A 20,687-nucleotide genomic window follows, 5' to 3' on the forward strand; every position below is an offset into this window, starting at 1 on the left:
GCCCCGGCCCCGTCACGGCGTGGACCAGGGGGCACCGACCACGTGCCCGTCCGAGGGCAGTCCGGCGGCGGCCTGTCCTCGGACCTCGGACAGCATGTCCTCGACGTGCTGGACCAGGCGGCGGGAGTCCACCGGCGACACCACCGACCAACTGGAGCCGTCGGGAGCTCCCCGTCGGGTCTGGAGGTACCGGCCCTTGGGGGTGTCGAAGAAGGCGATGACGCGGTCGAGCCGTCGCCGGCTGCCCCAGCTGTCCCGGCGGGCCACCCCGAACTGGCCTCGGTCCCCCGCCTCCCGGACCATCTCGGCGAGGGTGCGGGCGTCCTCCTCCCGCACCCCGCCGCCGCACAGGGCGGTGCGCAGGGCGTCAGCCGAACCGCCGGCCCGGGCGGCCGCGCTGTCCAGTTGCTCGGCCCGCAGGGTCACGGAGTGACCCGGCCCGGCGGGGCGGGCGGGTGCGGTGCCGACGGCGGCCCTGGCGAGGCCGCTCCCCTCCACCGCGCGCAGGGTCACTCGCTTGTGCTCGAGGACCGCCAACGCCCCTCGGCCCCTGGTGGCCGCGGCGAGGACCCGGACCCTGCGTTCCCCGAGCCAGAGCCGGCCGTCGACCTCCACGTCGGGTCGTTCCAGGCGGCGCAGCAACGAGCGCAGCTCCCCGTGGACGGCGCCGGGGCAGCCGAGGCCGCGCTGTCCGAGGTCCCGCCACGCCGCCTCCTCCAACCAGGACCGTTCCTCGAACGTCCGGCCCGGCGAGTCCACCCTGATCACCAGTGGCTGGTCACCGAGCCCCAGGTGCTGCCACAGCACGTCGAACTCCAGCGCGCTCAGCGCGAACGGATCGTCGGAGTGCCGGGCGAACACGTCGAGTAAGGCCATCAGGCGGTGCCTCCGCCGATCACGGGCGCGGCGACCCGGTGGTCGCGGCCGTAGAGGTCGACGGTCTCGGTGGCGCTGGGGTCGCTCGGGGGGACGTGGGAGTCGGGCTCGCGTCCCGTGTTCGGGGTCGGGGCACCGGGCCGCACGGGGAGCCGGGGGAGGTGGGCCGGGCGGCGCGCGGTCGCGCCGCCGGGCTCCCGGAACGACGACGGTGTCCCCTGGGGGGCCGGGCGCGCGGGCCGGGCGCCCGGCCCCGGCGTCCGCAGGGAGAGCAGGGGCCGCCCCGGGGCAGTCCCGTCCCCCCGGACCAGGTCGGGGGCCTGCACGACCACCTCGGGTGGCGGGCGGAACGTCGCCAGCATCGTCGTGGCACTCGCCGTGCTCACCTCGTAGGTGGTCATCACCTCGAACGCCCGGGACTCCGCGTCCCGCCGCGCCGACTCCTGCTCCTCGTAGTCGGACTGGCCGCCGAACAGGGCGCGGAGGTTGTCCAGCAGCCCGGGTTCCTCGGCGGTGACCTGGACCGGCGGGGGCATGTCCGCGCGGGCCTTGCTGACGTTCTCCGCCTGCGCCTCGGCGGCCTTGCGCATCAGGTCGGCCAGGTCCCTGGCCTCCCGCGCCCAGTCCCGCAGCGGTCCGAGGCCGTTCCGCGCGCTCTCCGCGGCCGCGCCCTGCCAGGAGGTGGTGGAGCGGAGCAGCGCCTCGCGGACGTCCTCGTCGATCTCGCCCAACGCGTTCGCCATCGCGGCCCACCGATCGCCGGCGGTGTGGGAGGCGTCCGCGCCGGGGCCGGAGTGGAGCTGTTCGTACAGCTCCTCGTGCGTGTAACCGTTCCAGCGGTGCTCGCCGCTCATGTTCAGCACCCCCACGGGTAGATCAGCAGTACGTGTCCCAGGTAGCGGAGTTGTCCCCCTCGATGACCTGGTACTGCTCGTTGGCCATCCGGAGGGAACCGGCGGCGGACTGGAGTTGGTCGCGATACCCGCACAACGCCTCGAACGCCGCCGCACTGCTGCCGAAGGAACGTTCGTTGAAGCGCTCCGCGGCGTTCTGGCTGACCGGGTCGCCGGCCCACGGAATGATCCTGAGGTCGTTGAAGGCGTGTTCGATCTGCGGACCGAGCTGGTCGAGCGCGTGCTGGAGTGAACTGATGAGTTCCGGAATCGCCTGCGGCTCGATTTCCAGGTGGTCCCCACCGCCCGGAACCGTCGCGTCCTCCCCGGAGGGCGGCGGTCCGGAGTGGCCAGTGGGACCGGGCCCGTCGTCGGGACTGTGGCTGGATGGCACGACAACCTCCCTACCTGCGACCGTGCTGAAGCTTAGCCCGCCGTGATGACGTTGTGGAGTTACCCGATCGCGGACAGTGCGTCATTCAGTAAAACAGTCGGCTGCCCGGAACCCAATTCCCGCTGACGAGTGAAGGATGAGTTCGGTGTGTAGCGGGCCTGCTCCGTGCAGGGGGTTCGTACTGACGTGATCCGGCGAAGCTAACCCGATGGTGGAGCAGTTTCGTGTTCCTCCGCCGCGACACCGGACCGTTCGCGCAGATTCGCGGTGACGATTTCCGCCACCCGCTCGGCCCCGGCGCAGAGCTGGTCGAGACCGGGAGGTGGGCTCGCTCCGTCGTCCCGGTAGAGGACGTCGAGGAACTGCCCCTCCGCGACGTCGACCTCGACGTTGCAGACGCCCTCCTGCCCGGGGGTCCGCACCACGAGCGCCGGGAAACCGGCTGACGAGACGTGCTCCACCTCGACCTGCGCGGTGTCGTCCGTCCACACCCCGACACCCTCGATGGTGACCAGCGCGAGGCGGGCTCCCACCAGGTTCTGCGCGCTCCGCAGGCTGCACGTCGCGGCCTCGCCGAAGCCGTTCTCCACCCCGGGGACCGGAGGGCGGTCGATGCCCAGTTGGATCCGGTCCTCCCGGCCGAGCAGCGCACACGGGTCGACGCCGTCGAGCGGCATCTCGGCGGGGCGTGGCGGCGGTGGGGGGACCGACGGGGAGGGCAGTGGGGCCAGCAGGTGCGACGGTGGCTCCCGGAGGGCGGCACGGCCACCGGCCTCCGCCACACAGCCAGTCGTGAGCAGGACGGCGGCGACGGAGCCGACCAGCCGTCGTCCGGAGGTGAACCCGCGCATGGCCGTACCGTAACCCACGGAGCGGATGGAGTCAGCTACGCACGGTGCCGCCGGCTGGGAGCCGGTCCGGTTCCGGCCGCCGAACCGGTGGCGGTGATGCACCAGGGGAGTGCGCGCGCGGCACCCGCCTCGTCGCACCAGGACGGGCTGGTCGGCCGGCCCCGTCGGAACCCGATGGCCTCCGCGAGGGCGTCGGCCTCCGCCGTGGGTCGTATCCACAGCAGACCGAGTTCGAGGCCCGCGAACGCGAAACCGACCACGGCGGTGAGCGCTCCGCGCGGCACGTCCGGGTCCGAGGCGCCGGGCCCGGTCCACCACCGCAGCTCGGCGGAAGCCGTCGCCGAGGAGCGATCCGCCCGGGCGGGAACCAGGATCACCTCGGCGAGCAACGCCCCGCTGGTCGGCTCGGCCACCGCCCACGAGATCAGCTCGTCGCGGCGGCCCTGCTCGTGGCGGCGGGACACGTAGGCCCCCGCGCCGTCACCGTCGAGGGGGGAACCGATCCCCATCACCGCTCGGGCCACGGGGTCGCCCGAAGCCGCGACCAGCGCCGGGCGGTCGTCGAGCCCACCGTCCGCGCGCAGCGACCGCAGGTAGGCCACGCCAGCGTTGATCTCCACCTCGTCCACGGGAGGAGGGTAGGGCCGGGCGGTGCTCCGCGCGGACCCGCCACCACGGCAGGGGGCCGAGGGCCGCTCCACGAGGGCGGTCGCGCGGGCCGCGCGGTTCTCCGGGATCCCCGCCGGAGCTCACCACCGGGGCGGGTGCGGGGGGTGCCCTGGCGAGCCAGCGGGGGGAGCGCTCCAACCCGGATGGGCGGCACCCGGCGCGCCAGGCGCCGGGTGGCCGGGGTGCCAACCGGGCGGGGTGGCCGGGGCGGCTGGCGGGTCGAAGGACGGGGCCGGACCAGCGGCGCCGTGCGGCGGACCGGCCGGGGAGCTGGGGGCGCCGGCGATGCCCGGCGGCGGAAGCGGCGCGGCGGGCGGCGGCCCCGACGAGGTTCCCGGGGTGCGCGGTGTGTGGTAGCCGTCCCCACCGTCGTTCCACACGAACTGGGGAACCCGTTCCAGGAAGTCCACCAGGTAGTCCAGCATCGACGTGGCGCGCGGCAGGTCCAGCGTCCCGCTCTCCCAGGTCACCAGGTCGACGTTCTCGAAGCGCAGCGGGAACCGGACGGCCCGCGCGTCGGCCAACATCCACTCCATCGTGCGCGGGTGCAGGACGTCGTAGGCGAACTTGTCGTCCACCGTGTTGATCCGGAAGGTGCGGTTGAAGTCCTCGCTCTCCAACCGCAGGTCGTGCCCGCCGAAGAGGTTCAGCAGCCGGTGTCCGAAGTGTTCCCGGCCGATCTGCAGGGAGGGCCACGGGATGCGGCGTTCCGCCGAGGCGCAGGCCACCAGGTTGGTGATGGTCACGGTGCGCCGGTTCTTCCCCGAGCCCCGCTTCTCCTTGTAGACGTACTGGAACGCCGCGACGCGCCAACCCCGGTGGCGTCCGACGAGGACGTGCCTCGCCGCGCGCCCGAAGCCCCTGTTGAACGGCGGCCCCTGGAACCTCCCGACCCAGCGTTGGTCGTCGGGCTGGTAGACCCAGCCGTGCTGGGCTGCCCAGGCGCTCAGCTCGGCCGCCAGTCGGCGGTCGCGTCGTCGCTGGACGATCGCCGCGATCGCGCTTCCGACGGCCACCAGCGCCATGATCACGAGCTGCGGCATCCCGGGCTCCCCTCGTCACCGGCCGGACGACGATCTCCGTCCGCCGTATCCCCCGACCGGTGGGTACCAACGGCTTCGGCACGGCGTCAAGCGGAACGGGGGAATCAGGGGGTGTCGGGTGACGGCCGTCGCGGACGCGGGCCGGGGCGGGGAGGCGAGTGAGGAACCGGGCGGAGGCCCTTCGGGGGCCGGACACGAGCCGGGGAGCGGGTCCCGCCTCAGCGACGGGGCCGCAGCACCAGGGTCACCACCAGGGGGAGCAGCAGGACCACCGGGTTGCGCACGACGAAGGCGATCGCCAGGCCGGCGACCCAGCAGAACGCGATCGTGGACACGGTCCCGAAGTCGAGGGTCCCGCCGTGGCGGCGCGGTTCCACGTCGCCCCGTGGACGGGGTGGCGGGCGTAGGAACTCGGGACGGGGTTCCGGCAGGTCCACGAAGAGCCTGGCGAGGTCCCCGCGCGTCACGGCGGAGGACGCCCGCGCGGCGCGGTCCCCGTAGTCCTCCGCCCCCAGGCGCCCGGCACTGAGGTGTTCACCGAGCAGCCGCACCGCCTCGGCTCGTTCGGCGTCCCCGATCCGGACGTCTGGTGACGGGAAGTCCTCCACGAACGCCGATGTTACGTTCGCCGGCGCGGTGGAGCGGACGTCGCCCCGCGCCCGTCGCCGTGGCGGCCCGGGCGACGGGACGACGTGCCACCGGTCAGTCGAGGTCGCTGGTGAACCCGTGGAGGGGAAGCGCCAGCTCGTCCAGGCGGTTCCGCAGGGCCGTCGCCGGTTCTCCTGCCGGCGTGCTGAGCAGCTCGACGACCCAGTCCGCGTCCTCGGCGTCGTCCTCGCCGGCCAGCAGCTCGCGGTGCACGGTCGCTGGTCGCCAGCCCTCCTCGGCCAGGCCGTCCGCCAGCAGCTCGGCGTCGGCGCGGTCGGGCAGGACCACCAGGACCCCGCCGGTCAGTCCTTGATCTCGCACAGCACGGTGCCCTGGCTGACGGTGTCGCCGGCGCTGGTCGTCAGCCCGGTGATCGTCCCCGCCCGATGCGCGGTGACCGGGTTCTCCATCTTCATGGCCTCGAGGACCGCGACCAGGTCGCCGGCCGAGACCTGGTCGCCGTCGGCGACCGCGAGTTTGACGACGGTCCCCTGCATGGGGGCGGTGACCGCGTCCCCCGACACGGCGACGGTCCGACCACCACCACGGCGACGCGGCGCCGGTTTCGTCGCGGCGGCACCCGAACCACGGCCGGTCCCGGCCGTGAGACCAGCCGGGAGGGACACCTCGAGCCGACGACCACCGACCTCGACGACCACCGACTCCCTCGGCTCGTCCTCGCCCGCCGAGGCGCCGCCGGAGGTGAAGGGCTCGATCGTGTTGTCGAACTCCGTCTCGATCCACCGGGTGTGCACGGCGAAGCCGTCCTCGGCGGTGAAGGCCGGGTCACGCACCACCGCGCGGTGGAAGGGGAGCACGGTCGCCATCCCCTCGACCTCGAACTCGTCCAGCGCGCGACGGGCCCTGGCGAGTGCCTCCGCCCTGGTCCGACCGGTGACGACGAGCTTGGCCAGCAGCGAGTCGAACTGCCCGCCGATGACGCTGCCGGACTCGACGCCGGCGTCGACCCGGACACCGGGTCCGCTCGGGGGCACGAACCGGGTCACGGTGCCGGGAGCGGGGAGGAAGTTCCGCCCAGCGTCCTCGCCGTTGATCCGGAACTCGATCGAGTGGCCGTGTGGCACCGGGTCGGCGGCGAGCTCGAGCGGCAGGCCCTCGGCGATCCGGAACTGCTCCAGGACGAGGTCGATGCCGGTGGTCTCCTCGCTCACCGGGTGCTCCACCTGGAGGCGGGTGTTGACCTCGAGGAAGGAGATCGTGCCGTCCGTGCCGACCAGGAACTCCACGGTTCCCGCACCGTGGTACCCGGCCTCGAGGCAGATCGCCCTGGCGGCCTCGTGGATGGTGGAGTGCTGCTCCTCGGTCAGGAAGGGCGCGGGCGCCTCCTCGACGAGCTTCTGGTGGCGGCGCTGGAGCGAGCAGTCCCGGGTGCCGACCACCACGACGCGGCCGTGCTGGTCCGCCAGGACCTGGGCCTCGACGTGGCGCGGCCGGTCGAGGTAGCGCTCCACGAAGCACTCGCCCCGGCCGAAGGCCGCCTCGGCCTCCCGGACGGCGCTGTCGAACAGCTCGGGGATCTCCTCGAGGGTCCTGGCGACCTTGAGACCACGACCGCCACCGCCGAAGGCCGCCTTGATGGCGACGGGCAGGCCGTGTTCGGTCGCGAAGGCCACGACCTCCTCGGGCCCGGAGACCGGGTCCTTGGTGCCTGGCACCAGCGGCGCGCCGGCCTTCGTCGCGAGGTGCCGGGCGGTGACCTTGTCCCCCAGGTCCCGGATCGCCTGCGGCGTCGGGCCGATCCAGGTCAAGCCGGCCTTGGTCACGGCCTCGGCGAAGTCGGCGTTCTCGGAGAGGAAACCGTAGCCGGGGTGGACCGCGTCGGCGCCGCTGCGCTCGGCGGCGTCCAGCAGCTTGTCGACGGACAGGTAGCTGTCGGCCGCGGTGTCCCCGCCGAGGGCGAAGGCCTCGTCCGCCAACCGGACGAACGGAGCGTCCCGATCCGGGTCGGCGTACACCGCCACGCTGCTCAGACCGGCGTCCCGGCAGGCCCGGATCACCCTGACGGCGATCTCGCCGCGATTGGCGATCAGCACCTTGCGTAGGGGACGGATCTCGACACTCGACCCGGTTCCGGTGCCGTGTTCGGCTGCCAACTCGGGCACGCTCAACCTCCTCGCCTGGCACGTCGTCGCCGACGGCCGGCCCGACCAAAGTTTGCTGGGGCCCTGGCCGTCGCCGTTACGGCGAGTGGCGGACCGAAGGACGCGTCCGGGCACAAAACCCCTGATCGATGCTCGCTGCCCGGAGGGGCGATCGGTCATGGCGAAGCCCTACCAAAGGCGGGGCCCGTTTCTGTCGCTGCCCGACAGCTCCCCGGGTGGCACGGGCCCGAACGGTCCGCCGAACGTGAACCGGATCACCCATTTGGCGGATGGATGATCCGGTTCACGGGTGGCCGTTCGGTGCTCAGCCCGTTGCCGGGGAGCGCCCCTCACCGGCTGGTACCGGGGGTTGCCCGCTGGACGACCCCCCGTCGTGGGCACCGGCCGGCGCGGTCTCCTCGGCCAGCGGCGGTGCGGTGGGGTCGAGCAGTGAGCTGTCCCGGGAGAGCAGGGTCTCCCGGTCGAGAAGCCCCTCGCTCCGGGCGACGAGGACCGGGACGACGATCTGACCGGCGACGTTGGTCGCGGTCCTGATCATGTCCAGGATCGGGTCGATGGCGAACACCAGGGCGACCCCCTCCAACGGCAGGCCGACGGTGCTCAGGGTCAGGGTGAGCATCGTGAACCACCCCGTCACGCCGGCCGTCGCCGACGAGCCGACCACCGCGACGAGGACGATGAGCAGGTAGTCCGTGGGGGTGAGCGTCACACCGTAGAACTGGGCGATGAAGATGGTCGCGATGGCCGGGTAGATGGCGGCGCACCCGTCCATCTTGGTGGTCACGCCCAGGGGCACCGCGAAGCTCGCGTACCGCGAGTCCACGCCGAGGTTGACCGCGGTCCGGGTGCTCAGCGGGAGCGTCGCCCCGGAGGAACGGGAGACGAACGCGAACTGGAGGACAGGCCAGGCCTTCCGGAAGAACAACAGCGGGCTGACCCCGGCGACCACTCGGAGCAGCAGCGGATAGACGGCGAGCAGCACGACGAAGCACGCGACGTAGACGGAGACGCCGAGGCGAAGCAGGGGGGCCAGGGTCTCCCCGACGCCGTAGGTGGCGACGGCGCGGCCGATGAGCCCGAGGACGCCGAGCGGCGCGAGCAGCACCAGCCACCACAGCACCTTCTGCACGATCTCCAACGCGGACCGGTTGAAGGCGATGAAGGGAGCGGCCTTGTCCTTCAGCGCGTAGGCGGCGATGCCGGTGACCACGGAGATCACGACCACCTGGAGCACCGCTCCGTCGGCGAACGCGGCGAAGAGGTTGTTCGGGACCAGGCCCGTCAGGAAGTCCAGCCAGGAACCGGGCTGCCGCTCGGCCAGCGACTCCACCGTCTCGGGATCGGGCTGGATCGCGACGCCCTCCCCCGGGCGGCTGAGCAGGCCGGTCGCCAGTCCGATGAGCACCGCGATGAGCGAGGTGGCGGCGAACCACAGCAGGGTCTTCCCGCCGAGGCGGGCGACCGCTCCCGGGCCCCGCCCGAGGTCGCGGAGGTTCGCGATGCTCACGACGATCGCCGTGAAGATCAGCGGGACCACGGTCACCTGCAACGCGCTCACGTAGGAGGAACCGAGGGTGGCCAGGGTGGTGGTCAGCCAGTCCCACTCGAGGGACCTGGCGGCCAGGCCGAGCAACAGGCCGAGCAACAGGGCGGCGAGCACCTGGATGGCGAGGCTGGGACGGAGGGATCTGCGGCGGACGGTCGCCTCGGACATGGGAGGACTCCTGGACGAGTGCGGGCGGTCGGGTGCTGAGTCGGATCAGCGACCCGGACAGGTGGCACTCGCCAACCGGCAGTAGTCGACGTGGCGACGGCGGGTCAGCAGGGGAGTCCTGTATCGGCTTCGCATAGCGGGGGCTGTAACCCGATCGTGTGAAGATCTCTTCCCGTTCCGCGCCGATTGTGGTTGCGGTCACCGCCGTCCGACACCGCCGCTCGGACCAGCGGGGCATGAGTTCTCCATCACCCGGTCGTGGCCGCGCGGGCGTTCACGCCGTCCGCCCCCACCTCGCCCGGGCGTGACGGCCAGGGCCGCGAACGACATCCAGGGGGGCCGGATCGGGCCTCGACCCCATCGGACAGCGGTCGGGCACGTGGCGGAGCCGCCCTCGATCCGGGCACGCGGCGGAGCGCGGGCACCCGGTGCTCACGGCTGGCGGGGGAGGGGTGGATCCGGTCGGAGGCGGGGACGGGGCCGGCAGGCCGGCGACCAGGCACCACGGCCGGTGGTGACAGCCCCCGCCGTCAGCCTCCGAGACGGGCGTCGGGGGCGGGGCCGGCCGTCGGGCGGCCCGCGAACCGGTGCCGACGACCGTCGTCACCGGGCGCCGGCGGAGCCGGTCACCGCCTCGGAGACGCGGGTGCTCGCCGACCACAACATCCACTCCAGCGGCCCCCGGCGGAACACCAGCGACCACCCGACCGCCACCACGGCCGTGATCAACACGAACAACCCCAGCGCCGGCCACCGGTCGCCCTCGTCGAGGGGATGCGCGGCGGCCAGCGCGACCAGGTGGGCACCGTAGACGGTCAGCGGCATCGACCCGATCGCCCGGAGGGGGGTGAGTGCCGCCGCGACCACCCCCCACCGGCAGAGCAGGAGACACCCGCCCAGCACCAGCAGACCGACTCCGGTCGCCCCCACGACCTCGAAGGGAGTTCCCGAATGCGGGGAGGAGACCAGCAGCCACGCGGGGTCGGCGCTGGGCACGGTGCCGAGCATGCCCCACTGGACGAGCTGGTCGAGACGGGAGGCGAACTCCTCGGTCGGCGGCGTGCCCAACCCGTACTGGTCGAGGAGGAGTCCACGCAGCCGGTCCGCGTTCCCCGAGGCCGATATCCAGACCGACAGCCCGTACCCGGCCACCGCCAGGCCCGCCCCGACCAGCGACAGCGTCCTGGCGACCCGGGTGGAGGAGAGGTCCAGCCGCCCCACCGCGACGCCGGCGAGCACGAACGGCATCCACGTCAGCGCCGGGTAGGACCCGGTGACCAGCAGCGCGGGCAGCCCGTCGGGATTCGACCACTCCAGTGACTCGAACACGTGGTACTCGTACGGCTGGTCGCTGGGCGCCCACCGGGACCGCAGCCAGAAGGACACCAACGGTCCGAGCACGGCCCAGGCGGCCGCGACCGCCCAGAGCGCGGCCGGTCGGAGCCAGAGCAGCGGCAGGGCCAGCGCGAAGTACACGGCGTAGTAGCAGAGGATCACCAGCACCGGGGTGCCCAGCGCGCCCAGCACCAGGCCGATCAGGAACAGCAGCAGGGCTCGGACGGCGAGCCTGACGACGACGGCACCGCGGTCCCCTCCCGCCGCGGGGGTGCGGCCGCCGCTGAGCAGGGCGAGCGAGACGCCCGCGAGCAGGGCGAACAGCGCCGCGGACCGGCCGTGGAACACCTCGAGCACCACGGCGCCCTCCGCGCCGTCCCTGGGGTGCGGGCCGATGTGCGCGGCGAACATCCCCAACACCGCGAGGGCGCGCGCCACGTCGAGACCGAGAACCCGCGACGTGGGGCCGCTGGCCCTCGCCCGGCGTTCGCCGGTCAGCTCCACAGCGCCACCACGTCGACCCCGGCGGCGGCGAGGAGTTTCCTGGTCAGGGGCAGGCTGATCCCGACGACGTTCGACGGGTCCCCCTCCACACCCTCCACGAACCACCCGCCGCGACCGTCGAGGGTGAAGGCCCCGGCGACCTGGAGCGGTTCGCCCGTGGCCAGGTAGGCCTCCAACTCGGCCTCGGTCGGCTCACCGAACCGGACCGTGGTCCCCGCGATGCCCTCCAGCGACTGGACCCGCCGACCGTGTTCGACGCGCACCACCGCGTGGCCCGTCAACAGCTCGGCGCTGCTCCCGGACAGGGACTTCCACCGTTCCCTCGCGCGCTCGACCGAACCGGGCTTGCCCACGGCCGTCACGCCGTCCGGACCCGTCACCGCCAGCATCGAGTCACAGGCGACGACGACGGAATCCGGGTGCTCCGAGGCGATCTCGGAGGCGACCGCGTCCGCCTTCGCCCTGGCCAGCTCCACGACGACCCGAGCCGGGTCCGGCCGGGACATCCCCGCGATGAGCGCGTCCTCGTCGACGCCGGAGACCCGGACCACCGGATCGACCCCGGCGGCCCGCAGCACACTGCGTCGGGCGGGCGAGGCCGAGGCGAGAATCAGCTGCACGGGTCGAGCGTAGAGGGGTGCCGCGACCCGCCAGGGCCAGGGGCGGCACCAACTCCGGGGGCGGGAACGGCGCCGGATCGCGATGCCCGGCCACCGTTCCCCGCGCTCGACGGCCTCCGGTCGGCTCGCGCCCAGCGGCCCGTCACCCCCGGGGGAGCGTGGAACGCCGCCACGCCCCGGGCCCGGGGCTCAGGGGTTGGCGGAAGGAGGCGGAGCGCTCCGCCCAGGGCGACCGCTCCCGCCGGCCGCCCTCGGCCGGACCGGCCGAGGCCAGTGAGGCCACCACGCTGGTCAGCGCCGCCAGCTCGACGTCGTCCGGGCTGCCCCTGACGATCCGCAGCAGCGGACGCGCCGGCTGGCCCTCGTCGTTCGTGCTCATGCGTTCACCTCCGTTGACCGTCGGCCCGCCAGGGTCAGAGCGGGATGTTCCCGTGCTTCTTGGGGGGCAGCGCCTCCCGCTTGTCCCGCAGCATCCGCAGGGACCGGGCGATGTACCCCCGGGTGTGGGACGGTGGGATCACCGAGTCCACGTAGCCCCGTTCCGCGGCCACGTAGGGATTGCACAGGGTGTCCTCGTACTCCTGCTGGAGACGGGCTCGCACCTCGGCGATGTCCTCCCCCCGGTTCGCCGCCTCGACCAGGGTCCGGCGGTGCAGGATGTTGACCGCGCCCTGCGCCCCCATCACCGCGATCTGGGCGGTGGGCCACGCCAGGTTCATGTCCGCGCCCAGGTGCTTGGAGCCCATGACGTCGTAGGCGCCCCCGTACGCCTTGCGGGTGATCACGGTGATCTTGGGGACCGTGGCCTCCGCGTAGGCGTAGAGCAGCTTCGCCCCGCGTCGGATGATGCCGTTCCACTCCTGGTCCGTGCCTGGCAGGAAGCCGGGGACGTCGACGAAGGTCAGCACCGGGATGTTGAAGGCGTCGCAGGTCCGCACGAAACGGGCGGCCTTCTCGCTGGCGGCGATGTCCAGCGTGCCGGCGAACTGGGTGGGCTGGTTGGCGACCACTCCGACGCTGTGCCCCTCGACGCGGCCGAAGCCGATCACGATGTTGGGTGCGAACAGCTCCTGGACCTCGCAGAAGTCACCCATGTCGAGCACGCGGGTCACGACGTCCCGGATGTCGTAGGGCTGGTTCGGCGAGTCCGGGACGAGGGTGTCCAGCTCCAGGTCGCTCTCGGTGAGCGTGTCGGCCACCGGGCCCTCGCCGGTGTCCTCCCCCTCGAAGACCGGGGCGTCCGACAGGTTGTTCGAGGGGAGGTAGCTCAGCAGCGCCTTGACGTAGGAGATCGCGTCGTCCTCGTCCTCAGCCAGGTAGTGGGCGTTGCCCGACCGCGAGTTGTGCGTCTCCGCGCCGCCCAGTTCCTCGAACCCGACGTCCTCACCGGTCACGGTCCGGATGACGTCCGGGCCGGTCACGAACATGTGCGAGGTCTTGTCGACCATCACGGTGAAGTCGGTGATGGCGGGGGAGTACACCGCACCGCCCGCGCAGGGCCCCATGATCAGCGAGATCTGGGGGATGACGCCCGAGGCGTGGGTGTTGCGCCGGAAGATCTCGCCGTAGAGCCCCAGGGAGACCACGCCCTCCTGGATCCGCGCGCCCCCCGAATCGTTGATCCCGACGATCGGGCAGCCGGTCTTCATGGCGAGGTCCATGATCTTGACGATCTTCTCGCCGAGCACCTCGCCCAGCGAACCGCCGAAAATCGTGAAGTCCTGGGAGTAGACGCACACCTTTCGGCCGTCGACGGTGCCGAATCCGGTGACGACACCGTCGCCGAGTGGGCGGTTCCGCTCCATGCCGAAATTGGTGGACCGGTGACGAGCGTGCTCGTCGATCTCCACGAAGGACCCCGGGTCGAGCAACATGTCGATCCGCTCACGGGCGGTCTTCTTGCCCTTCGCGTGTTGCTTCTCCACCGCTCGGGCCGAGCCGGCGTGCACCGCCTCGTGGCTCCGGCGGTAGAGGTCGGCGAGCTTGCCCGCCGTGGTGTGGATGTCCGGCTCGGCATCCGGCACTTCCCCGATCGGCTCCGTCGCGCTGCTCATGAGGAGGCAGCCTAGCGTTGTCGGAGCCACTTCTCCGCACCCTTGCCCGGACTCCTCCTGCCAGGACCGCACCCCATACCACCTGCCGCGATGCGGTAGTTCTGTGGAACTGGACCAAGAACGGACCGCTCGCTTTGTCGTCCACGCACGGGTCGGTGCTGAGCGGTTCGCGCGGGGGCCGCGGGGCCTGCCCGTACCACCCACCGGGGTGCGGCGCTCGTCGGGCCGACGCGGGGCCCGGGCTGTGCCGCTGGGAGGGCCGGCGCCGCGCCCCGCGGCGGCCGGCGGGTCGCGCGGCCGCGGCCTCGGGGCCTGGCGGCGTGGCCGGGCCGACGGCACGCGGCACCGCGGTAGCGGATTCAGGACCCGCGTTTCACTCGGAAGTGGGGGAAAGGGGAAGTTGGCGCCTCCGGTTGTCGCGAAAGGCGAATGGTGTCGCACGAGCGGAAATCGGCCGGCGGACCACCACCCCCCGGGGGACGACGACACCGGGACGGTGCTTTTCGATTCCGGGTCCGGTGCCGTTCCGGGCGGAACCAGGAAAAGGCGGGAGCGGGAACGGGACCGGCGGCGTCGGGTGGCGGCCCGCCCCGACCCCAGCGTGACGAGGCGGGCCCGGCGCGCCGAGCCGCGCCAGGGCCTCGGACGCGGGGCGCCCGTCCCGGGGGCCGGCCCGACCGGTGGGCGGCCGGTCGTTCGTAGGCTGGTGCGGTGCGCGCTCGACTCGACAGACCCCCGCTCGACGCGGTCCGCCTCCACCACGAGCTGGTGTTGGACGGCGGCCCGTTCACCTCCGTCGACGTGGTCGGGGTGACGGGGTCGACCAACGCCGACCTCGTGGACGCCGCCCGGCGGGGCGCTCCTGACCGGAGTGCGCTGCTGGCCGAGGAACAGCGGTCCGGGCGCGGCCGGCTCCGGCGGGACTGGGAGTCCCCGCCCCGGGCGGGTCTCACCCTCAGCGTGCTGTTCCGGCCGGCGGACGTGCCGGGAACGGCGTGGGGCTGGTTGCCGCTGCTCACCGGCCTCGCCCTCGTGCGGACGGTGCGTGAGCGGTGCGGGGTCCGGGCGGCCCTCAAGTGGCCGAACGACCTGCTCGTCGGGGCGGAGGGCGCCAAGTGCGCCGGCATCCTCGCCGAGGTGGCGGTGCCTCCGGCCGGCCCGGGGGGAGCGAGGGCCGCATCGGAGGGGCAGCGGCCCGCCGTGGTGGTCGGTGTCGGGCTCAACGTCACCCAGGAGGCCGAGGAGCTGCCCAGCCGTCCAGGCGCGGTCCCGGCGACGTCGTTGGTGCTCCAGGGGGCCACCGAGACCGATCGCACCACCCTCGCCTCGGTGTTCCTCCACGAGCTGGCCTCGGCGGAACGGCGGTGGCGGGATCACGCGGGAGACGTCCGCCGGTCCGGTCAGCTCGCCGCCTACCGCGAACGGTGCGCGACCCTCGGCACCCGGGTGCGGCTCGACCTGCCCGGAGGCGGGCACCTGACGGGAGTCGCCGAGGACGTCGACGACCTGGGCCAGCTGGTGCTGCGCACCGACGACGGCGCGCGCGCCCACTACCCGGCCGGGGACGTCCACCACCTGCGGGCCGAGCCGGGGCCGGGCGGTGCCCCCACCGGGGGTGGGACGTGACGGAATCGGGTCGGTTGCCGTCCCGCGCGGGCTGGCGCGCCGGTACGGTGATCAGGTCGGCAGCGGTACGGGCAGAGCGGGGAGGGATCCGTGGGATACCCGGAGAACATGCTCACCGACGACGAACGGGTGGTCATCCACAAGCATCCGCACTGGAAGACGCTCGTCTGGCCCACCATCGCCTTCCTGGTCATCGTGGGGGGTGGCTCCTACCTCGCCGCGCTGGCCCAGGACCTCTCCTGGAACCAGATCGCCTGGATCTCGCTCGCGGTGCTGGGGGGCGTCCTCATCCTCTGGTTGTTCGTCACCCCCCTCGTGCGGTGGCGCAGCACCCACTTCGTCGTCACCTCGGAACGGGTCATGGTGCGGGAGGGGGTCCTGCACCGCACCGGCATCGACATCCCGCTGTCCCGAATCAACAGCGTCCGCTTCCAGCACAGCCTGATCGACCGGGTCCTCGGGTGCGGCACGCTCATCATCGAGTCCGCGTCCGAGGAGCCCCTGGAGTTCGACGACATCCCGAGTGTCGAGCGGGTGCACGGCCTGCTCTACCACCAGATCAACGACGATGACGACGGCGACTACTACTACCGGTCCCGTCCGCAACGCGACCCGGACTAGCGGCCCTGGAGCAGGCGCCGCCGACACGGTGAGGAGCCCAGCGTTGAGCACCCGCACCCCCGGCCTGCCCCAGACCGTTCCGGCACCCGAGGAGGAGGGCCTGCCCCCTCGGGTCACCATCTGGGAGGTGGGGCCCAGGGACGGCCTCCAGAACGAGTCCCGCCCGGTGGACCTCGCCGTCAAGCTCGAGTTCCTCGAGAGGCTGGCGGCGGCCGGCCTGCCCGTCGTGGAGGCCACCAGCCTGGTCCACCCGAAGTGGGTTCCCCAGCTCGCCGACGCCGAGGAGCTGCTGGCCCGCCTTCCCCGCCGACCCGGTGTCCGGTACCCCGTGCTGGTGCCCAACGAACGCGGGCTGGACCGCGCCCTGCGGGCCGGGGTCGAGGACATCGCCGTCTTCGCCAGCGCGACCGAGACCTTCGCGCGGCGGAACCTGAACCGGTCCTTCGACGAGCAGTTCGCCATGCTCGAACCGGTGGTGGCGCGGGCGGTCGCCGAGGGGGTCCGGGTGCGCGGCTACCTGTCGATGTGCTTCGGCGACCCGTGGGAAGGGGCGGTCCCGCCGGAACGAGTCGTGGCCTCGGGCGCGCGCCTGGCGGAGATGGGAGTGGACCAGCTCTCCCTCGGGGACACCATCGGGGTCGCGACGCCCGGCCACGTGCTCGCCGTGCTAGCCGCCTTCGAGCGCGCCGGAACTCCGGCGGTGACGCTCGCCGTCCACTTCCACGACACCTACGGCCAGGCCCTGTCGAACACCCTGACGGCGCTGCGCGCCGGCGTCCGGACGGTGGACTCCTCGGCGGGTGGGCTCGGGGGCTGTCCCTTCGCGGGGTCGGCCACCGGGAACCTCGCCACCGAGGACCTGGTGTGGATGCTCGACGGGCTCGGGGTGCGCCACGGCGTCGACCTGCCCGCGCTGGTCGAGACCAGCAGGTGGATGGCGGAGCGGCTCGGCCGCCCCAGCGTCTCCCGGGTGGTCGCGGCGCTGGCGCCCTGAGAGCCGGTCGGCGTTGCTGATCAACGGACCGCCGGGGTGGACGTGAAAAAGTTTCCCCATTCCGTCGGAACCGGGGGAGCCCTGCCGCCGTCAAAGCCGGAACCTGCCAGACCGGTACCCCGTGCCGTCGGCCACCCCGGAGGCGACCTTGGCCCACATGGACCACCAGGCCGACGTGAACGCGCTGCTGGCCGACTACCGGCGCAGCCGGGAGCAGCTGGGCACCGTGCGCCGTGATCTCGTGGCGATCCGCGAGACCGCGAGCAGCCCGGACCGGACGGTCACGGCGACGGTCGGCTCCCAGGGCGCGTTGCGGGACCTGACGATCAGCCCGGACGCCTACCGGCGGCACCGGCCGGACGAGCTCGCGAGACTCGTGCTCACCACCGTCTCCGAAGCCTCCCAGGCCGCGAGTCGGGCCGCCGAACTCGCCCTGGCCCCCGTGCTGCCCGAACGGGTCGGCTCGGACTCGGTGCTGGCGGGGACCGGTGACCTCTCCGATCGGGACCTGCTCCCCGGCCCCGACGCGTGCGGCCGAGACCGGAACGAGGGCGCCGCCGCTTCCGGTGGCACGAGCGAGGACGACTCGTTCGACGCGGTGAGCTGGCTCCGCCCCGGCGGGTGGTCCACGTCGGGAGAGAGGAGCGGACGGTGAGCCACGACGGATACCAGGTCGACCCGGAGCTCCTCGCCGAGCGCGCCGCCGCGCTGGGCGGGGAGGCGACCACGGCTGAGCGGATCCTGGGCCGGCTGCGCGAGGTGCTGGACGCGACCGGGGAGTGCTGGGGCGACGACGAGATCGGCCGCCGGTTCGCCGCCGGTCACGTGGACCCCGCCGACACCACCCTGGAGCTGATGAGCGGCCTGCCGGGAAGGCTCACCGACCACACCGACCGCCTCCGCGCCTCGGCCGCCACCTACCGCGACGCCGAGGAGACCAACACCAGCGCGCTGGGCACCGGACCCGGTAGCCGCTGATCTCGCCGAAGGGATCTGAGGATGGGGATCGAACTACCCGGCGAGCTCGTGGACATCGCCAACCGGGCCGGGGTGCGCTGGCCGGCCGCCGACGAGGAGGCCATGCGTGACCAGGCGGAGGCCTGGCGGGAGGCCGCCGAGGACGTCGAGGTCGCGGGTCGGCGGGCCGACTCCCTCGCCGACCAGGCGTTGGACGGCTTCACCGGCGCGACCGCGGACGGCGCCCGCCGCGAGTGGCGCACCTTCGTGGACGCCGACGCGGGTGACTACCCGCTGATCGTCCAGGGCTGCCTGGCGGCCGCCGACCGCCTGGAACACGGCGCCGAACAGGTCGGGGCCGCCAAGGTGGCGATCGTGCGCCGGCTGGTCGTCCTCGCCCAGCGCGCGGACGCCGCCGAGCAGGCGGCCGCGGCGGGGCACACCGACGCCCTGGCCGGGCTCGACTCCCTCTTCTCGGCCGCCCGCACCGAGTTCGCCCAGATCCAGGGCGGCCTGGCCGAGGCCGTGGACCTCGGGAACGGCGTCATGATGCCCGGCGCGACCCCGGTCGCCGGTGCGAGCAGCCCGACAGCGCTCACCTTCTCCTCGCCGGAGGCACTGCTCGGTGACGAGGACGGGATCGGGGAGGGCGCGCCGTTCGGGCTCGGCCAGCACGACGGGGACTTCCTCGAACGGTCCGCCTCGGACTCCGCGTTCCTGCTGGAGGAGGTGATGAGCAGCCTGGTGGCCGAGGGGGAGATCTCCGAGGAGTTCGCCGTCCGCAGCGGCGAGGAGTGGGGGCTGGACGAGGGCTTCCTGGGTGGCCGTGACGGCCAGCCGATCCCGGATGTCCCTGGCGAGGAAACGCCCCCACCACCGTCCGAACCATCGAACACCGGAGGCCCACCCCTCCCGGCATCCACCCGAGGCACCGCGCCGTCCGGAACGGACGCACCCGTCGGAACGGGTGCCGGTGTCCCGGCCGCCGTGCCCGGGCCGCCAGTCCACTCCGCCGCCCCGCCAGCCCCGCCCGTGGCGGGCACACCCCCGATCACCGAACCACCGGCAGCGGCGGCACCCCCGTCGGCGCCGCCCCCCGCTGGGGCACCCCCGGCCGGGGCAGGTCCGGGGGAGGTCACCGGACCGACCAGGGTGGACCCGAACTGGGCCGGAAGCGCTCCCGCGCAGCCGACCGCACCGGCCGAACGGCAGCCGGGTGGTCAGCCGGTGCCGCCGCCCCCTCCAGGAGGGGGACAGCCGCCTGGCGGGCACCTCCCAGCTGGCGGCCTGCCCGCCGCGCCACCGGGAGCGGGTGGTCCCGGCCTTCCGCACGGTGGGCCCGCGCCGGCGGTCCCTCCCGGTTCGGGCGGTGCTGGGGGCGCCGGCGCGCCAGGCGGCCAGGCCGACCCCGGTCGCGGCGCCGGGGCCGCTCCGCCGCTCGGCGGCCAGCCGAAACCGATGCCGTTCCGACCCGAGTTCCCGGTGGGCGGTGGAACGGCCGTACCACCCGGAGCCGCCGTCGCCCCCGCCCCAGCCCCGGCCCCCGGCCAGCAGCCGCTGGCCCCGGTTGCCGGCGCGGCTCCGGTCGCCAAGCAGGTGCTCGGACCCGGGCCCCGGACGGACCGGCGGCGCCACCGGCCGAACCGCGCACGACGCGACGCACCGCCACCCCGCAGGGCGAACTCCCCGAGGTCGCCTCGTTCGTCATGCACCTGTTCCCCCTCGGACGCATCCCGGTCCCCGAGGTCGAACCCGCCCGGCAACGGCCCGCTCCCGCTCCCGACAGCGACTACGCCCCCGGCGGGAGGTACGCGCCCCAGGACCATCCGCGCGCGGACCTGGTGAACACCCTGGACACACCCGGGGGAGAGGGCCCCGACGGCTCCGGGCCCGCACCCGAGGGCACCTCACCCCCCGGGGCGGCCGTGGCCGTCCCCGAACCGACGCCCACCGACCGCGAGTGGGACCGCCGGTTCGTGGTGCGCGGCATCGACCTGGCGACGGGCCGCCCACCCGAGTACGCCTGGCCGCCACCGGAGCTCTTCCCCGAGGGCGCCGCCGACCCTGGTGGCCTGGAGCCCGTGGTGCTGTCCGAGGGGGCGGAACTCGACCGGTTCGGCGACGAGGAGGGACGCCTGCTCTGCCGCGCGGGGGCCCCGTTCGAGGCGCGGTCGCTGCCACCGGGCCACGCCGACCGCGAGTACGCGCGGTACCGGGTCGCCCGGCCGTTGCCCGTGTGGGCCGGCCCCGCCGCCGCCTGGTTCGCCCAACCGGGGGGCGCCCTGAGATACCGCACCACGTACGCGGTGGCCGAGTTGGTGGCGATGGGCTACTTGGATCGGCTCGGCTCCACGGCGACCGGAGGAGACACCACGTGAACATGAACTCGATCGCGGACTGGCTCGCCCGGGTGGGGGTGCCGGACGAGGTCGTGTCCGTCGGCCGGGAGGCCGAGGACGCCTGGTGCGTGCTGCACGACCCGGGGGAGAACGGCGGCGAGCCCGCCTGGGAGGTCTTCTGGCGCGAGCACGGGAACCGGTACGACTGGGCCAGGTTCTCCAACGAACAGGTGGCCTGCTTCTACCTGTTCGGGCGGCTGTCCTGGACCCAGGTGCTCCGAGGTGCCCTCGGCACCACGTCACCCACGTCCACCGTGGACGAGATCCGTCCGAGCCCGCCACCGGTCACCGCGCATGAGGCCGCCACCCCGCCCACGGGGCTTCCGGTCGGCCGGTGACCGGGGTCGCGGCGGCCGGTGCGCGTCG

The 20,687-nt window shown here is 73.5% G+C and carries 23 protein-coding genes; 8 read left to right on the forward strand and 15 right to left on the reverse strand.

The annotated features are described in order from the left end of the window. Positions 1-12: 12 nt before the first annotated feature. From G443_RS19650 to G443_RS19715, 15 genes are all read right to left on the reverse strand, one after another. The gene (locus tag G443_RS19650) at positions 13-876 is read right to left on the reverse strand and encodes an ESX secretion-associated protein EspG (RefSeq protein ID WP_026419354.1); all 864 of its coding nucleotides are present in this window, start codon (positions 874-876) and stop codon (positions 13-15) included. Next, positions 876-1,730 (reverse strand): PPE domain-containing protein, encoded by an 855-nt coding sequence (locus tag G443_RS19655; protein ID WP_155886191.1) that lies wholly within the window; start codon positions 1,728-1,730, stop codon positions 876-878. The genes G443_RS19650 and G443_RS19655 overlap by 1 nt, the downstream gene beginning before the upstream one ends. A gap of 22 nt (positions 1,731-1,752) precedes the next feature. Next, on the reverse strand, positions 1,753-2,163 hold the full coding sequence (locus G443_RS19660; RefSeq protein ID WP_026419353.1) for a hypothetical protein: 411 nt from the start codon (positions 2,161-2,163) through the stop codon (positions 1,753-1,755). 200 nt (positions 2,164-2,363) lie between these two features. Then, positions 2,364-3,014, reverse strand: coding sequence for a DUF3558 domain-containing protein (locus tag G443_RS19665; protein WP_026419352.1), 651 nt, complete (start codon positions 3,012-3,014; stop codon positions 2,364-2,366). Positions 3,015-3,049: 35 nt separating this feature from the next. Continuing rightward, positions 3,050-3,643: a GNAT family N-acetyltransferase gene (locus tag G443_RS19670; RefSeq protein ID WP_051314098.1), complete on the reverse strand. Its 594-nt coding sequence runs from the start codon at positions 3,641-3,643 to the stop codon at positions 3,050-3,052. Positions 3,644-3,763: 120 nt separating this feature from the next. Next, on the reverse strand, positions 3,764-4,726 hold the full coding sequence (locus tag G443_RS19675; protein WP_051314097.1) for a type III secretion system chaperone family protein: 963 nt from the start codon (positions 4,724-4,726) through the stop codon (positions 3,764-3,766). Positions 4,727-4,944: 218 nt separating this feature from the next. Further along, complete coding sequence (locus G443_RS19680) at positions 4,945-5,334, reverse strand: DUF1707 SHOCT-like domain-containing protein (protein WP_030104804.1); 390 nt, start codon at positions 5,332-5,334, stop codon at positions 4,945-4,947. A gap of 94 nt (positions 5,335-5,428) precedes the next feature. Beyond that, positions 5,429-5,695, reverse strand: coding sequence for a hypothetical protein (locus G443_RS19685; protein ID WP_026419351.1), 267 nt, complete (start codon positions 5,693-5,695; stop codon positions 5,429-5,431). Further along, a complete protein-coding gene (locus G443_RS19690) occupies positions 5,677-7,488 on the reverse strand; it encodes an acetyl/propionyl/methylcrotonyl-CoA carboxylase subunit alpha (protein WP_245588880.1) in 1,812 nt (603 codons plus the stop codon). Before G443_RS19690 ends, G443_RS19685 begins: the two co-directional genes overlap by 19 nt. Positions 7,489-7,801: 313 nt before the next feature. Then, on the reverse strand, positions 7,802-9,211 hold the full coding sequence (locus G443_RS19695; protein ID WP_026419349.1) for a dicarboxylate/amino acid:cation symporter: 1,410 nt from the start codon (positions 9,209-9,211) through the stop codon (positions 7,802-7,804). 45 nt (positions 9,212-9,256) lie between these two features. After that, a complete protein-coding gene (locus G443_RS25900) occupies positions 9,257-9,346 on the reverse strand; it encodes a putative leader peptide (RefSeq protein ID WP_372492994.1) in 90 nt (29 codons plus the stop codon). A 468-nt stretch (positions 9,347-9,814) separates the two neighbouring features. Next, positions 9,815-11,050, reverse strand: coding sequence for a DUF418 domain-containing protein (locus tag G443_RS19700; protein ID WP_030104808.1), 1,236 nt, complete (start codon positions 11,048-11,050; stop codon positions 9,815-9,817). Then, complete coding sequence (locus G443_RS19705; protein WP_026419348.1) at positions 11,041-11,670, reverse strand: Maf family protein; 630 nt, start codon at positions 11,668-11,670, stop codon at positions 11,041-11,043. The genes G443_RS19700 and G443_RS19705 overlap by 10 nt, the downstream gene beginning before the upstream one ends. 142 nt (positions 11,671-11,812) lie before the next feature. Then, positions 11,813-12,049, reverse strand: a complete 237-nt coding sequence (locus tag G443_RS19710) for an acyl-CoA carboxylase subunit epsilon (protein WP_026419347.1) — start codon at positions 12,047-12,049, stop codon at positions 11,813-11,815. A gap of 34 nt (positions 12,050-12,083) precedes the next feature. Beyond that, positions 12,084-13,724, reverse strand: coding sequence for an acyl-CoA carboxylase subunit beta (locus G443_RS19715; protein WP_026419346.1), 1,641 nt, complete (start codon positions 13,722-13,724; stop codon positions 12,084-12,086). Positions 13,725-14,435: 711 nt separating this feature from the next. Between G443_RS19715 and G443_RS19720 the strand changes: the two genes are divergently transcribed. The 8 genes from G443_RS19720 (at position 14,436) to G443_RS19755 (ending at position 20,659) form a co-directional block, all read left to right on the forward strand. Then, entirely contained in the window at positions 14,436-15,350 is a 915-nt protein-coding gene (locus tag G443_RS19720) for a biotin--[acetyl-CoA-carboxylase] ligase (RefSeq protein WP_026419345.1), read from the forward strand. A 90-nt stretch (positions 15,351-15,440) separates the two neighbouring features. Next, complete coding sequence (locus tag G443_RS19725; protein ID WP_030104812.1) at positions 15,441-15,971, forward strand: PH domain-containing protein; 531 nt, start codon at positions 15,441-15,443, stop codon at positions 15,969-15,971. Between the two features lie 43 nt (positions 15,972-16,014). Beyond that, a complete protein-coding gene (locus G443_RS19730; protein ID WP_026419344.1) occupies positions 16,015-16,965 on the forward strand; it encodes a hydroxymethylglutaryl-CoA lyase in 951 nt (316 codons plus the stop codon). A gap of 157 nt (positions 16,966-17,122) precedes the next feature. Then, positions 17,123-17,620: a YbaB/EbfC family nucleoid-associated protein gene (locus tag G443_RS19735; RefSeq protein WP_035273976.1), complete on the forward strand. Its 498-nt coding sequence runs from the start codon at positions 17,123-17,125 to the stop codon at positions 17,618-17,620. Then, positions 17,617-17,943, forward strand: coding sequence for a WXG100 family type VII secretion target (locus tag G443_RS19740; RefSeq protein ID WP_051314094.1), 327 nt, complete (start codon positions 17,617-17,619; stop codon positions 17,941-17,943). The genes G443_RS19735 and G443_RS19740 overlap by 4 nt, the downstream gene beginning before the upstream one ends. Positions 17,944-17,964: 21 nt before the next feature. Next, on the forward strand, positions 17,965-19,767 hold the full coding sequence (locus tag G443_RS19745; RefSeq protein WP_253860252.1) for a WXG100 family type VII secretion target: 1,803 nt from the start codon (positions 17,965-17,967) through the stop codon (positions 19,765-19,767). After that, positions 19,764-20,300, forward strand: coding sequence for a TNT domain-containing protein (locus G443_RS19750; protein ID WP_253860253.1), 537 nt, complete (start codon positions 19,764-19,766; stop codon positions 20,298-20,300). Before G443_RS19745 ends, G443_RS19750 begins: the two co-directional genes overlap by 4 nt. Beyond that, on the forward strand, positions 20,297-20,659 hold the full coding sequence (locus tag G443_RS19755; RefSeq protein ID WP_026419342.1) for a hypothetical protein: 363 nt from the start codon (positions 20,297-20,299) through the stop codon (positions 20,657-20,659). The genes G443_RS19750 and G443_RS19755 overlap by 4 nt, the downstream gene beginning before the upstream one ends. Positions 20,660-20,687: the final 28 nt, after the last annotated feature.

The organism is Actinoalloteichus caeruleus DSM 43889, from assembly GCF_000429185.2.
Lineage (GTDB): Bacteria > Actinomycetota > Actinomycetes > Mycobacteriales > Pseudonocardiaceae > Actinoalloteichus_B > Actinoalloteichus_B caeruleus.

Bases quoted from the DNA above. Each gene is read 5' to 3' on its own strand.
- G443_RS19650 (WP_026419354.1), bottom strand. From the start codon at position 876: ATGGCCTTACTCGACGTGTTCGCCCGGCACTCCGACGATCCGTTCGCG.
- G443_RS19655 (WP_155886191.1), bottom strand. From the start codon at position 1,730: ATGAGCGGCGAGCACCGCTGGAACGGTTACACGCACGAGGAGCTGTAC.
- G443_RS19665 (WP_026419352.1), bottom strand. From the start codon at position 3,014: ATGCGCGGGTTCACCTCCGGACGACGGCTGGTCGGCTCCGTCGCCGCC.
- G443_RS19675 (WP_051314097.1), bottom strand. From the start codon at position 4,726: ATGCCGCAGCTCGTGATCATGGCGCTGGTGGCCGTCGGAAGCGCGATC.
- G443_RS19695 (WP_026419349.1), bottom strand. From the start codon at position 9,211: ATGTCCGAGGCGACCGTCCGCCGCAGATCCCTCCGTCCCAGCCTCGCC.
- G443_RS25900 (WP_372492994.1), bottom strand. From the start codon at position 9,346: ATGCGAAGCCGATACAGGACTCCCCTGCTGACCCGCCGTCGCCACGTC.
- G443_RS19710 (WP_026419347.1), bottom strand. From the start codon at position 12,049: ATGAGCACGAACGACGAGGGCCAGCCGGCGCGTCCGCTGCTGCGGATC.
- G443_RS19715 (WP_026419346.1), bottom strand. From the start codon at position 13,724: ATGAGCAGCGCGACGGAGCCGATCGGGGAAGTGCCGGATGCCGAGCCG.
- G443_RS19735 (WP_035273976.1), top strand. From the start codon at position 17,123: ATGGACCACCAGGCCGACGTGAACGCGCTGCTGGCCGACTACCGGCGC.
- G443_RS19745 (WP_253860252.1), top strand. From the start codon at position 17,965: ATGGGGATCGAACTACCCGGCGAGCTCGTGGACATCGCCAACCGGGCC.